12 protein-coding genes are annotated in these 13,768 nt (G+C 62.6%); 3 read left to right on the plus strand and 9 right to left on the minus strand.

What is annotated here, in order from left to right; all coding sequences use genetic code 11:
• Window positions 1-72: 72 nt before the first annotated feature.
• From VL598_RS15860 to VL598_RS15880, 5 genes are all read right to left on the minus strand, one after another.
• Window positions 73-753: an SDR family oxidoreductase gene (locus tag VL598_RS15860; protein WP_325327677.1), complete on the minus strand. Its 681-nt coding sequence runs from the start codon at window positions 751-753 to the stop codon at window positions 73-75.
• Window positions 754-946: 193 nt separating this feature from the next.
• On the minus strand, window positions 947-2,152 hold the full coding sequence (locus VL598_RS15865) for an acetyl-CoA C-acetyltransferase (protein ID WP_325327678.1): 1,206 nt from the start codon (window positions 2,150-2,152) through the stop codon (window positions 947-949).
• On the minus strand, window positions 2,145-2,909 hold the full coding sequence (gene can / locus VL598_RS15870; protein ID WP_325327679.1) for a carbonate dehydratase: 765 nt from the start codon (window positions 2,907-2,909) through the stop codon (window positions 2,145-2,147). Before can ends, VL598_RS15865 begins: the two co-directional genes overlap by 8 nt.
• A gap of 86 nt (window positions 2,910-2,995) precedes the next feature.
• Complete coding sequence (gene aceK / locus VL598_RS15875) at window positions 2,996-4,831, minus strand: bifunctional isocitrate dehydrogenase kinase/phosphatase (protein ID WP_325327680.1); 1,836 nt, start codon at window positions 4,829-4,831, stop codon at window positions 2,996-2,998.
• On the minus strand, window positions 4,828-5,235 hold the full coding sequence (locus tag VL598_RS15880) for a MerR family DNA-binding transcriptional regulator (protein WP_325327681.1): 408 nt from the start codon (window positions 5,233-5,235) through the stop codon (window positions 4,828-4,830). Before VL598_RS15880 ends, aceK begins: the two co-directional genes overlap by 4 nt.
• Window positions 5,236-5,439: 204 nt before the next feature.
• Here VL598_RS15880 and VL598_RS15885 point away from each other — a divergent pair, with 204 nt between their 5' ends.
• Complete coding sequence (locus VL598_RS15885) at window positions 5,440-6,522, plus strand: MBL fold metallo-hydrolase (RefSeq protein ID WP_325327682.1); 1,083 nt, start codon at window positions 5,440-5,442, stop codon at window positions 6,520-6,522.
• Window positions 6,523-6,627: 105 nt separating this feature from the next.
• On the opposite strand, the gene VL598_RS15890 is transcribed toward VL598_RS15885, so the two are convergent.
• From VL598_RS15890 to VL598_RS15900, 3 genes are read right to left on the minus strand one after another with little or no spacing between them, the layout of a single operon-like run.
• Entirely contained in the window at window positions 6,628-7,797 is a 1,170-nt protein-coding gene (locus VL598_RS15890) for a carotenoid 1,2-hydratase (RefSeq protein WP_325327683.1), read from the minus strand.
• A gap of 4 nt (window positions 7,798-7,801) precedes the next feature.
• The gene (locus VL598_RS15895; RefSeq protein WP_325327684.1) at window positions 7,802-10,363 is read right to left on the minus strand and encodes an FtsX-like permease family protein; all 2,562 of its coding nucleotides are present in this window, start codon (window positions 10,361-10,363) and stop codon (window positions 7,802-7,804) included.
• 31 nt (window positions 10,364-10,394) lie between these two features.
• Entirely contained in the window at window positions 10,395-11,075 is a 681-nt protein-coding gene (locus VL598_RS15900) for an ABC transporter ATP-binding protein (protein ID WP_325327685.1), read from the minus strand.
• A 334-nt stretch (window positions 11,076-11,409) separates the two neighbouring features.
• Here VL598_RS15900 and VL598_RS15905 point away from each other — a divergent pair, with 334 nt between their 5' ends.
• Together VL598_RS15905 and VL598_RS15910 are read left to right on the plus strand one after the other, a co-directional pair.
• Window positions 11,410-11,820 carry a DUF3597 domain-containing protein gene (locus VL598_RS15905; protein ID WP_325327686.1) on the plus strand — a complete coding sequence of 137 codons (411 nt, stop codon included), beginning with the start codon at window positions 11,410-11,412 and terminating at the stop codon, window positions 11,818-11,820.
• A gap of 115 nt (window positions 11,821-11,935) precedes the next feature.
• Window positions 11,936-12,625, plus strand: coding sequence for a hypothetical protein (locus VL598_RS15910; RefSeq protein ID WP_325327687.1), 690 nt, complete (start codon window positions 11,936-11,938; stop codon window positions 12,623-12,625).
• A 71-nt stretch (window positions 12,626-12,696) separates the two neighbouring features.
• On the opposite strand, the gene VL598_RS15915 is transcribed toward VL598_RS15910, so the two are convergent.
• Window positions 12,697-13,768: S8 family peptidase (locus VL598_RS15915; RefSeq protein ID WP_325327688.1), on the minus strand; the 1,072-nt coding region annotated here is incomplete at its 5' end.

The following is a 13,768-nucleotide window of genomic DNA, read 5'->3' on the forward strand; positions in this document are numbered from 1 at the left end:
TCGCCTCCGGCCTTATTCGGTTTCCCCGGTTGCTTCGTTGTCGTTCCCGCGGTTCGTCGCTTATTCGTCGCGTTACCACTCTACCGGCGTTCCGTCGTACTGCAGGAACCGCCCGTTGAACGTTGCGCGCGCAACGCCGGCCTGCGCAATGACGGCGCGCAGGCCGGCGACACTGCGGTCAGGCTCGAGCACTGCCTGTGCGCCGCCCATGTCCGTGCGTACCCAGCCGGGATTCAGTGCAATGCAGGCGGCGCGCCGCGTTTGCAGCGATGCGACGCGCAGCGCACTGTTGAGCGCCGCCTTGCTCGCGCGATACAGCCAACCTGTCGTGCCGTTCGCATCGCCGATGCTGCCCATGCGGCTCGATAACACGGCCAGCACGCCTCCAACCGATTCGACGCGAGGCAGCAGCACCGGCATCATCAACATCGGGCCGCGCACATTGGTTGCCATCACGTAGTCGAAATCCTCGGCGGTAAACGATTCGACGCCGCCAGTGTGCGGCCCGTAGACGCCCGCGCCGATGACGGCGACGTGAAGCTCTTCGTCAGCGATCTTGTCGGCAAATGCGTCTATGTCCTGAGGCTCCGTCACATCGAGCCGGATTGTCTCGGCACCGAGGCCCCGCGCAATGTCATCGAGCGCTTTATCGTCTCGCGCCGTCGCGATGACACGCCAACCCGCTGCACGATATTGCCGCACGAACTCGCGCCCGATGCCGCGAGATGCGCCTACGATCAAAGCTGTGCTCATCGTTCGTACTCCTCGATCACATCGGCGGGTGCCCTACGGTGCCGGTGGGCGTTGAGTCGATCGATAGACCGACAGGCCGACGACACCAACGAGCGTTCCGCGTGCCCGGTGAGGGTTTCGATTTGCGGCATCGACGTGCTGATTTGTCGACGAATAGGTCTGCCGAAACGGCGAGATCAGGATGTGGACGTTACTAGAGCAGCTCAATGCCCATCGCCGTTGCCTCGCCGCCGCCAATGCACAAGCTCGCCACGCCGCGCTTGCTGCCGTGCTTCTTCAAAGCGCCAATGAGCGTGACGATAATGCGTGCGCCTGAAGCGCCGATCGGATGGCCCAGCGCACAGGCGCCCCCGTGGACGTTCACCTGCTCGGGGGCGAGACCGTGTTCTTTCATGGCGGCCATCGTCACGACGGCGAATGCCTCGTTGATTTCGTACAGGTCGACGTCGGCGGCTTGCCAGCCGGTTTTGTCGAACAGATTGCGGATGGCGCCGACTGGCGCCGTTGTGAACTGCGCCGGCTCTTGGGCGAACGTGGCATGACCGACGATGCGCGCAAGCGGCGTCATGCCGAGCCGCTCGGCCGTCGATGCGCGCAGCAGCACTAGGGCCGCAGCGCCGTCTGAGATCGATGACGAGTTCGCCGCCGTTACCGTTCCCGTTTTACTGAATGCAGGCTTGAGCGTCGGGATCTTCTCGATATTTGCCTTGAACGGCTGCTCGTCGCGTGCGATCGTCACCTCGTCGCCTTTGCGGCCCTGAATTTTGACGGGGGCGATTTCCCAGTCGAAGGTTCCGTCTTCGTTGGCACGTTTCGCGCGCATGAGCGATTCGATGGCGAACGCATCCTGTGCTTCGCGCGTAAAGCCGAAGGAGGCCGCGCAAGTTTCGGCGAACGTGCCCATCAACCGGCCTTTCTCATACGCATCTTCAAGGCCGTCGTAAAACATGTGGTCAATGACTTGCCCGTGACCCATACGCATGCCGGCTCGTGCCTTCGGCAGCAGGTAAGGCGCATTCGTCATGCTTTCCATGCCGCCCGCGACGATCACATCGGCTGAGCCGGCCAAGAGCATATCGTGCGCAAACATTGCCGCACGCATGCCCGAGCCGCACATCTTGTTGACGGTCGTACAGCCCGTTGAAACCGGCAGCCCTGCGCCGAGCGCCGCTTGCCGTGCCGGGGCCTGACCGAGGCCGGCGGGCAGGACGCACCCCATCAGCACTTCGTCGATCTGGTGCGGCTGCAAGCCCGCGCGCGCGAGCGCCGCTTCAATGGCGATGGCGCCTAGTTGTGGCGCCGCAAGTGCCGCCAGTTCGCCCTGAAAGCCGCCCATGGGCGTGCGGGCCGCCGCTGCAATGACAATGGGATCTCCGGTACCGCGCTTTGCGTCAGTCATCTCTGAGCTCCTTGATTACGCCGCCGACGACCGCCTCCACCTTCTTCAGCTCAGCCGCGTCGGCGGCTACCGTGTCGATGTCTGCGGCGCTGGCCCGATTGGCCGATAGGGCGGCGACGCAACGTTCATAAGTACTGCTTAGCATGTCGAAGTTCGAAATCGTCATGCCGAGATCGCGCATGCGGCCATCATGCACGCCGTATGCGAAGCCGTGCACCATGAGCGGCTGGCTGCGTGCCCAAGCGTCGTTGACGATCGTCGTGCGGCACACGTTCACGACTTGTTCGATCGTATTCAATTCGACGAGGCGCCGGTGCCGTGCCTCGCCGATCGGCCATTCGTCGAGCAGCGCCGCATGCTTGGCGCGCACATCGTGAATATGGTGAAGCCAGTTGTCGGCAAGACCGACGCGCTTGTCGAAGAGAGCCGCGCCGACACCCGAGCAGCCGTAGTGGCCCACCACCATAATGTGCTTCACCTTGAGCAGATCGACTGCGAACTGGATCACAGACAGACAGTTCAAATCCGAGTGAACGACGACGTTCGCGATGTTGCGGTGGACGAACACTTCCCCTGGCGGCAGGCCGATGATCTGGTTGGCCGGCACGCGCGAATCGGAGCAGCCGATCCACAGGTATTCGGGCATTTGCTGATGGGCAAGCCGCGAGAAGTACTCAGGGTCTTCATTGAGTTTGCGCTCGACCCAAGCCTGGTTGTTGGCAAAGAGTTGGGCGAGAGGATGATTTTGATCGTTCATGATGCGAAGTGATGGTTAAACCTGTGCCATTGAGCGGTTGCTGACATTGGATGTTGGCCGGCCGAGGCGGCGAGTATCAGGTCCTATCAATGGGTATAGGCCGCTCGCTCGCCATTGCTTGCCTGTGCTTGCGGGTCGCTGGGCGCGGGTTGGACAAAGCGTTCTGGGTAGCGGTTGCAAAAGCGCAAATTATCCTCATAAGGAAAAAAGTCGGGCAATTCGCCCTTGAGCAGTTGCTCCTTGTGCTTTTGCCATAGCGCGGGATCGAAGAAATCAGCGTGATGGCGTAGAAAGTAGTGCCGCACGGTGGGGTTCCCGAGCAGGAATGTGCCATACGTCTCCGGAAAAATATCCTTCGGGCCCACGCGATACCAAGGCTCCGCCGACAGCTCGTCTTCCTCGTTCTGTGCTTGTGGCACATGACGAATGTTGCAGTCGGTGAGGTATTCGATTTCGTCGTAATCGTAAAAGACGACGCGGCCGTGGCGCGTCACGCCGAAGTTTTTGTACAGCATGTCGCCCGGGAAAATGTTCGCCTGAATCAGCTCCTTCACTGCGGTGCCGTATTCTTTGATGGCGTGCTCGATGTCGGACTCCGTTCCGCTTTGCAGAAACAGATTGAGCGGTACCATGCGACGCTCGATATACACATGGCGAATCATGATCGCGTCGCCCTCGTACTCGATCATCGAGGGCGCTTCGTCTTCGAGCTCGCGTATGAGCGCATCGTCGAGGCGCGAGAGCGGTAACGCGACGCTCGAGTACTCGAGCGTATCGGCCATGCGGCCCAGCCGGTCGTGACGCTTCACGAGCTGGTACTTTTCCTGGATCTTTTCGCGCGTCGTTTCCTTGGGGGCGGGGAAGCTGTCCTTGATGACCTTGAACACGTAGGGGAACGACGGCAGCGTAAAGACGATCATCACGAGGCCCTTGATGCCGGGTGCAATGATGAACCGATCGCTCGAATGTGAAAGGTGCTTCAGCAAATCGCGGTAGAACAAGTTCTTGCCCTGCTTTTGCAGGCCGAGCGACGTGTAGATCTCCGCTTTCGGCTTGCCCGGCATGATCGTCGCCAGAAAGTCGACATAGGCCGAAGGCACTTCCATGTCGACGAGAAAGTACGAATGCGAAAAGCTAAAAATGACCTGCAATTGTTCGCGCCGAAGCAGCACGGTGTCGAGCGCCAAGAGGCCAGCTCGCGGGTGGCGGATCGCCACCGCGAAAGGCAGCAGCAGCTCGCCGTTGATGATGCGCCCGACGATGTACGCCGCCTTGTTGCGGAAAAACAGCGACGACAACACGTGCACTTGGAAGTTGAACGCTGGCTCGAACGGGCCATCCCCGTCTTGCAGGCTGTCGATCAGGCAGGCCACATCGCGCTCTAGATTCTCGAACGGCACGTCGAGCTGAAAATTGGTTACGATGCGCTCGAGTGTTGCAGCGAGCCCGTCCTTGCCGGGGTAGTAGGCGCGAAAGGTCGGCTTCGCTGCCGGCTCCTCGTTTTCGAGGTACTCGGTCGACATGACCGGCCGCACGAAGATGAAGTCGTTGTTGAAGTACGACCGGTGCAGAATCTTGCAGCAGACCGAATTGAAGAACGTCTCCGCACATTCGGGCTGAAGGTGGCTCGTGAGGAGCCCTATGTAATGCAGCTTGATCTGCTGCCAGACTTCGTCGTTGATGTTCTCGGCGTTGTATTCGTCTTCGAGCCGAGCGACGCATTCCTCCACGCGGTTGTCATACGACGCGATGCGCTCGCGCGCGAGCCGTTGCACGCCGTGCCAATCGCCGGTTTCGAAGAGCGTCTTGGCGTGCACGCCCGCCTCGCGAAACGCGCGGTAGTGGCGGTTGAAGCCGTCCAGAATCGACTGCGCAACATCGAAGCCGATCTGCGAGGACAGCAGTTTCGGGAAGTGGTTCATGCGCGCTCAGCCTCGGCGACCCCACTCTCGACCAGCATCGCCTTGCACTGCATCTCATACTGCGTGAGGTCATCGAGCGTCGCGTGCAGGTCTTCGAGCTGGCGCTCAAGCACTTCGCGATGCTGCGTGATCGTGGTGAGGAACGCTTGCAACTGCGGCACGGTGTCGGTCGGCGATTCGTACAAATCGAGCAGCCGGCGAATCTCCGACAGAGTGAAGCCGAGCCGCTTGCCGCGCAGCGTCAGTTTCAGACGGGTGCGATCGCGACTCGAGTAGACGCGCCGCAACCCGCCCGAGCCTTCGCGCGTTGGCGAGAGCAGGCCCTGGTCTTCGTAGAAGCGGATGGCGCGGGGTGTCACGTCGAATTCGCGCGCAAGCTCGGTGATCGTGTAATGCTGACTCATGGTGTTTGCGTCGGCTCCCGTCGGCTTGGGCGTACGGCCTCGGGCTGCCGAGCGCGGCAGTTCGGGCGGATCGGATAGAATCGATCGACGTTTACGTTATCGTCAACTTGGACAAAGCGCAACAGCACGAGCGGCTTTCTTGCGACGAATGGCAAATGCACGCGCGTGCCGATGAAGGCTTTGCCGTCTGAAGGATGACTGCCGATGAATGCCCTTGAACACCAACTCGACTATCCGTTTGGCGACACGCTTGCCGAACCTGGCCGTATCCGCGAAGTCGCGCCCGGGGTCTACTGGGTGCGCATGCCGCTGCCGTTCGCGCTCGATCACATCAATCTCTGGCTGTTGCGCGACGAGGTCGACGGCAGGCAAGGCTGGACGGTCATCGATTGCGGCATTGCCGACGACGTCATCAAAAGGCATTGGGAAACCATCTTCGATACACAACTGGATGGTTTGCCGGTGCTGCGCGTGCTGGTGACGCACTGTCACCCGGATCACGTCGGGCTCGCCGACTGGCTATGCAAGGGCGGTGTGGGCGAGCGCTGGAGCGTGCGGCTCTGGATCACCCTTGGCGAGTACCTGTTTGGTCGTGTCATGTCCGCGGGTGATGGGTCCAACGCGGGCGGCGAGGCAGCGGCGCGTCATTTCGCGCGGCACGGGCTAACCGATGCCGATTCGCTCGAGAAGCTGCGCAATCGTCGGCACTACTATGCGAATCTGGTGCCCTCGGTGCCTTCGCAATTCCGACGTTTGCGCGATGGAGATACGGTTTCGATCGGAGCACATCAATGGCGCGTCGTGACGGGCTACGGGCATTCGCCCGAGCATTGCGCGCTTTACAGCGAGGGCGCGGGTGTTCTGATCTCCGGCGATATGGTGTTGCCGCGCATCTCCACCAACGTCTCGGTGTTCGATATCGAGCCCGAAGGCAACCCGCTTGCGCTCTACCTTGAATCGCTGGGCCGCTACGAATCGATGCGCGCGGATGCGCTCGTGCTGCCTTCGCATGGCCGGCCGTTTCGCGGTTTGCCGATTCGCATTGCGCAACTTCGCGCGCATCACGACGCGCGTCTCGCGGAGGTGCGGCAAGCCTGCGCGCGCGGGCCGCAAAGCGCGGCCGACATCGTACCGATCATGTTCCGGCGGCAGCTCGACATCCATCAGATGACGTTCGCGATGGGTGAGGCACTCGCGCATTTGCATCTGTTGTGGCATGCGGGTGAACTCGAGCGTATCGAGGGCCACGATGGCGTGGTGCGATTCGGTACAGGCGGCAGCGTGTGAGGCGTGTGAGATTGCGGGCAAGCCTTTGAGGGTATGCGTCGATCGACATGCGATGTCTGCTGCCCTTGCACGGGAAAACAAATCTCGGGCGGCGGAGTGTGACCCTCAAAGATCGAGCCGCCGAAAATACCCGGTTAGCTCGAGATAGCCGTGGCCCACGCCTATCGCCAACGCGTCGGGCGGGGATAACGGTGCCGAGACGGCCGTCGTGCCGGTAGTCTCCGAATCCGACGCTGCCTGAAATGCCGTGACCGCTCCCTCCCAATACACCGTGCCCGTGCTCGCGCGGCCATCGAACTCCTGATCATCCATCAGCGGCACGAGTGTCAAATGGATGTTTCCCGCGTCAACTTGCATTGCGATAGGGTAGTGCGCACCCGTATGCGGCGAGCGCCACCAATTGAGCGGCGTAAAGCTGACTTCATCGGGCAACAGCACGTGTGTGCGTCCGTCGACCGTACGCAGCGTGCCGCCGGCCCAGAACCGGTGCCCGTTTGCGTCGCGTATCTGAAAAGCCATGACTGCACCGCCTTCGTCGAGATTGATGCCGATCCAATCCCACCCCACAGCATCCCTCGCGAGTAACGCGGAAGACCATTCGTGATCAAGCCAGGCGCGCCCGACCACGTGCTCCCACTTGCTGCTGCCATTGTCTCTTCGCACTTTGCCTTCCACGCTGAGCCCCGGTTCGCTGTAGTAGTAGCTGGCCTGCGTTGGGAGGGGTCCCTTTTGACTGTAGCCCGCCATGCCGTTGATGAGCATCGGTTGCGTCGGCTGCAAGGCGAGCGCCAAGCCGAAGCCTGGCGTGGACATGTCGAGCGTGTAACGCCCATGCGCATCGCGATCAAGTGACCAATCGTCGATATGGACAGCGGTGTCGCCCTCGCTCGCTTGTGCCAGCCCGAACCCCGTGCGCGCGGCGCGCTGACCATGCCGCACCGCACGCGCACGCGGGTCGCTCAGCGCCGCATTGGCGAATAACAGCTGACGAGGGGCAAAGCGGCTCGGGTTGGCATCGTCGAATGGTGCCCGCGAGCGGAAAAACGTGAGTTGGAACCCGAGCCACGTTTTAGTGTCGGTTTCGAGCCATCCCGTTACGTACCACCATTCGGTGCGAAACGCCGGATGTGCGCCGTAATCGCGCGGGAACGTAAGAGGGCGGCCGGGCGCCACCGCGGCATAGTCGGGCGAGCGAGCACGTGCTGAGGGCGTGCCCAGCATCGTCATGGCCGACAGCGCCGCTGGCGCCCCCAGCAGGAATGTGCGTCGCTTCAAGGCTTCACCAGTCGTCTCGTACCGCGCGCACCGCATCGACTGACATCGCGGCACGTGCGCTCACGCGCGCAGTCAGTGCGGCAGCACCCACGACGAGGCAAGCGAGCGCGGCCAGCAGTAGCCACGGAATGTGGATGTTCATCGTCCAATGGAACGATTGCGGATTGATGACGTGCACCAGCACCCCCGCCAAGCCAAGGCCAAGCAGCAGCCCGAAAGAGACCCCGAGCAAAGCGACGAGCGCACCTTCTAGCGCCAGCATGATCCCGATTTGTCGGCGTAGGACGCCAAAATGCCGCAGCACGCCAAACTCGCGCCTACGAGCCAGCGCCTGCGCGCCGAAGTTCGCGCCGATCCCGATGAGTCCAATGAGGACTGCTACGGTCTCAAGCAGATAAGTGACCGCAAAGCTGCGGTCAAACATTTTAAGGCTCATGGCGCGGATTTCACCGGGCTCTGCAAACGTCAGCCGATCCCCCCCCGTTACCCGCGTGCGCATTCGTGCGATGACTGAGGCGGGTGATTCGCCCGGCGCGAGCCATAACGCTGCATCGGTCACGCGCGTATCGCCGGTCAAGCGGCGATAGTCGTTCGCTTCGATGACGATGGCGCCGAACTGACGCACATAATCGCGCCAGACCCCGGCGACGATGAAATCGAGGCGCTGAGACGCAATCGGCAGCGTGACACGCTGCCCGGTGTGCATGCCGTAGAGGTCGGCTACCGCCTCGCTGATCCAGATGGGCGGCGGGTCTCCAGCGCGTGTCATGAGCGGCCCATCGACGAGCGGCAAGCGTGCGCCAGGATTGCTCGGATCGATTGGCCGCGCGAGCAGACTGACAGCGGGCAGGCTCGCGTTCAATGCGATTTGCGTCGCCCGCAGAAACTCGACACGTTCGATGCCCGGCGTTGCGGCAATGGCGGCCTGATCGCTCTGCGACAAATATCCGCTGTCGCCCGCCGATGCACTTCGAATGTAAAGCGACGCGGGCAAAACATGGTGTAGCCACTCGTCGAACGCGATGCGAAAGCTCGACACCATGACGGCCATCGAGGTCATCAGGCTGAAGCTCACGACAATGCCCGCAAGACCGATCGCGGCGCGCCCCGGCGCGTGCGCCAATTGAGCGAGCACGAGTTCTGACACGGCGTGGCTAGGACGAGGCAATGCAGCGAGGATGGCATGCGATACAGCAGGGATCGCCAGCACGCCTCCCAGGATCATCAGGGCGATGGCGAGGTAGCCGAATACGGGCAACCCTGCCACTGGAGGCAGTTGTGTCAACAGCAAACCGCCGATGAGGGCGCCGCACGAGAGGGCCATTGTCGAGCGCGTGCGCAGCCGCCGGACAGCCGTTTCCTCATCCCCGGCCTTCAATGCCGCAGCAGGGGGCGCATGGGCGGCTTCGCTAGCAGGCGCAATGCTGCCGAGTATGGACGCGCCGACGCCGAGCGCAAAGAAGATCGATGCGCTGAGCGCGTCGAAATGCACAAGCGGTGCCACTCCTTCGAAGTAGCCGGCACCGAGATCGCCGCCGGCATAGCGCAGCACGGCAGCAGCCAGAGTGAAACCGATCGCAAGACCCAGCGCGGCCCCCAGCACGCCCAGTACAGTGCTTTCGGCAAGGATGAGACTCAGCAAACCGCGGCGCGTCAAACCGAGCGCTCGCAGTAAGGCGAACTGCGTACGGCGCCTCAAGACGGCCAAAGTTTGCATCGTCAAAACGAGGAACACCCCGGTGAAGAGTGCGACGAGCGCAAGCACATTGAGATTGGCGCGATAGGCGCGCGAGAGCATGGAAGTCCGGTCCTCGTTGTCGCGAGGCGTCACGATTTCGACGCCGGGCGGCAGCGACGGCGCAATCGCTTTGCGAAAAGCCTCCACGTCTACCCCAGGCCTCAAGCGGATATCGATGCGCTGCAAGGTGCCGAGCCGGTGCAGGCGCCACTGTGCCGCGCCGATGTCCATGACTGCAACCCGCGTTGCTGGGGGCACGGCTTGCAATGCACCCACCACGCGAAGCGCGACGGATTGCAGGCCGGCCTGCACGACGAACTCATCGCCGGGCTTGACGCCGAGCCAGGTCATAGCCGCCGGAGAAAGAAAGACTGCATCGGGCGCCAGCAGGCCGAATGGGCCCGATTCGGCACCCGCGACGCGTCCGACGAGATTCGGCGTAACGAAGCCGGCGCGAAATGCGTCGATGCCGAGCAGCTTGAGCGGTGCTTCGCGCCCCGCTATGGGCGCATCGATCTCCACGACGGGGCTTGCCGCTGCGACATCCGCGAGACGCGCGATGCGCGGATAGAGGGATTCGTCGAAGCCCGCCCGGGGGCCACGGATCTGAACGTCGGCATCGCCCATCAGTGAGTTGATGCTTGATGAGAGCTCGGTCAGCGCTGCGCGGTTGATGAGATGTACCGCGTAACCCATCGCCACGCCGGCGGCGATGGCAAGGATCGCAACCAGCGCGCGCAAGGGATGAGCGCGAAGGTCCGCCGCGATCAGCGCGCCATAGTAAGAACCGATGGGAGACGCCAAGCCGGATCGGCGGAAGAGGGACATGGCGCGTTCGGAAGACATGGCCCGGATTGGATCAGGCAAGGCTCGGGATGTGCGGCTCGAGCCCGTTTGGGGTAAGTCGCAAAACTTGGTCCGCGATGGCGGCGACGGCGGCCGAATGGGTCACGAGCAATACACCGGTGCCCGTGCGCTGCGTCGAATCGCGCAGCAGACGCAAGACGCGCATAGCCGTGTCGTGGTCGAGATTGCCCGTCGGCTCGTCGGCCAGGACAAGCCGCGGTTGATGGACGAGCGCACGCGCGATGGCCACCCGCTGCAATTGCCCGCCCGACATCTCGCGCGGTAGCGCGTTGGCGTGGCCTTCAAGTCCCACAGAGGCAAGCGCAGTAGCGGCTTGCATTGCGGCCTCGTGCCTGCGCATGCCGTTGAGCAGCAGCGGCAACGCGACGTTCTGCGCCGCGCTCAGATTCGGCAGTACGTGAAACGCCTGAAACACAAAGCCGATTTTGCGACGTCGTATCAGCGTCACGGCGTCGTCATCGAGTGCCAGCAGGTCGTCCCCGTCGAATACGATCTGCCCGGTGTCGGGACGATCGAGGCCGGCAGCGAGGTTGAGCAATGTCGATTTGCCAACGCCGGATTCGCCCATCACCGCCAGACATTGCCCTGCGGGTAACTCGAGATTGACCGAGCGCAACACTTCGCGTGCCTGTGTCCCGCCGTAGCGTTTCGATACATGGGTAAGCGTGAGCATGGTGTGTCGATTGTTGCCATTCGCGAAGCATTGATAGTCAGTGTCCCGAATCTTCAGCGTAAAGCGGGTACTCGATGCCCCGGGCGCGCTTTGTGCTCATCCCTCCCTGCGCGTCTGTTCGCGTGCACCGAGCAACGGTGAGCAAAGCGGCAACGCTCACTGATCGACCAGAAGCACATCGCCAGCGTGGTCTATCACGATTGCAGCCTCGCCTGAGGTCGTTCGATCCATTCGCCTCCCGGCCCCACGCCCAGTCCATCAGGACAAGTTGCTTCGGTCGTTGCCCACCGTGCTTGTGCTTTCTCAACGACTTACTGGCCAGAAGGATCGAGAAATGAGCATCTTCAGTGACATTGTGAACAAGCTTTTCGGGAAAGCGAAGCCGGGGCAACCGCAACCCGAGGTCAGCCCAAGTCCGGAGTCCACCGCCGCCGCGCCTGCTGACGCCCCGGCCGCCCAAGCTGCTGGCGGCACCACGGCGCTCGCAGATGTCGACGTCGAGGCAGTGATGGACAAGCTTGTCGGTGAAAGCGGTCAGACACTGAATTGGCGGGTGTCCATCGTCGACATGATGAAGGCACTCGGCATCGACAGTAGTCTCGAACACCGCAAAGCGCTTGCGCACGAGCTCAAATACGGCGGAGACACGAACGATTCGGCCACGATGAACGTGTGGCTGCATAAAGAATTGATGCAGGCGCTCGCGGCGCACGGCGGCAAGTTGCCGCCTGAGCTATTGGGGTGAAGCGAGTCAGACCGTAACCGTGTGAAATAATGCGCGCGCTCTGACACTTAAGAAACTTGGGCAATGGCCGTAAGCGGAGAACAGGGACAACATCGTATCGAGTGGAAATCAAAACTTGAAATCTTCAAAACTGTTGCTCGCTTCGCTTGTCGGCGCGGTAGTGCTTGCTGGGTGCGTGACGACGAGCGGCCCGGTCGCGACCGGCCGGGCTCCGCAGGCCAATCAGCCGATGCCGTATGAAACCTATCAACCGATGCCGTATGACGCCTACGTGGCGACGGTGGCCGACCGGGACGTCGTATTCGTCGGCGGCGACACGTATATCTGGGTGGTCGGCCCGGACGGCGTTCGGCATCGGCAACTCTACGCGCATGGCGATCATCGCGCGGACATCTTCCATCGGCGCGAGCAGCTGCGTGCAGTGATGGCACATCATGGCGGTCATTTGCCGGACCACGCGCTCGTGCCCGAGCGTAAACAGGAGATGCAAACAACGGGAGGGCCGGCGCACGCGCATGGGACGCAGCTCGCAGCAAGCCCTGCACACGGGCATGAGGCGCAGCGTAGCGGCCCGGTCCATGGAAAGAAGCCGCACCGAGCAGGCTCGTCGGGTCACGGCCCCGTGGCGGCACACGCGCATCCTGCGCCAATTGGCCGGACGCCCGTCGTGCATGCCAAAGCTCCGGTTCGACCGGCCTCAACTAGAACAGCTTCAGCTAGAACGGCTTCTGCTCGATCCGCCCCCGCGGCAAGATCGGGCAGCAAGCAAGCCAACAGCGGTTTCACAGCCGCAGCCGCGCACTGAGCACGCGGTTTGCCGCGACCGGCCGGCGCTCGGTCGTCGGCTTGCCTGCCACAGACACATACCCCGCTACGTCAAAAAGCGGAAGCCGATGCACGGCCGGGCGAGGGCGAATCTGCGCCCCTTACCGATTCCACCAGCCGGCCGGCATCGAGCATCCCCGCTCCGCAGATCGGCCCCTTCCCGACTGCCTCGCAGCTGGAGCCTGCCGGATAGCGTCGCGCCGTTGCGATCAGCTTGGCACGAATCGTCTCGGGCGTAAGCGTCGAATTCGCCGAGAGCATCAAGCCGATCGTACCCGCCACATGCGGTGCTGCCATGCTGGTGCCGTCGTAGGTCACATAATTGGGCTCTTGCGTCACGGTTTTGCCCGAGTTCGCTGTCGACAGGATGTCGACCCCGGGCGCACCGATGTCCACGCGCGGCCCAAAATTGCTGAACGGCGCCTTCTCGCCCTTCGGATCCACGGCCGCGACCGCAATGGTCCCTTTGCAATTGGCCGGCGAGCCCGGCGTATCGCCATCATTGCCCGCCGACGCGACAATGGACGCGCCGCGCGCAATCGCGTCGTCGACGGCCTCCTGCATGCTCCGGCTGCACGGTACCGATATGCCGAGGCTCAGGTTGATGACCTTCGCCGGATAAGGATTCAACGGCACGTCGGGCACCGGTAGTCCGGCTGCCCACCGGATGGCGTCGATGATGTCGCTCATCAGCCCACCACATTTGCCGAGCACACGTACAGGCAAGATGCGTCCTTGCCAAGAGACGCCCGTGCCGCCCACACCGTTATTGGCTGCAGCGCCGATCGTGCCGGCAACGTGCGTGCCGTGCCAACTGCTGTCAGACGACCAGCCGAGAATACCGCCGCATTCCCTCGATTCCTTCCACGTCGCCCAATCGCCTGGATCTGTGGCGTCGGGGTCGCGTCCGTCGCCGTCGTTGGCCGAGAAAGGTTCGGCGATGAAGTCGTAGCCGGGCAGCAGATTCGGCGCGAGATCGGGATGCGAGGTGTAGCCGGTATCCACAACGGCGATCACCACGTTCGAGGAACCGGTCGTCACATCCCATGCGGCGGCGACGTTCGCCCCGCCGGCACGCGCGCTGTAACCCCATTGCCGCGGATAAAGCGGATCGGTGGGCTCG

This window comes from Trinickia sp. (assembly GCF_035492435.1).
Taxonomy (GTDB): Bacteria; Pseudomonadota; Gammaproteobacteria; order Burkholderiales; family Burkholderiaceae; genus Trinickia.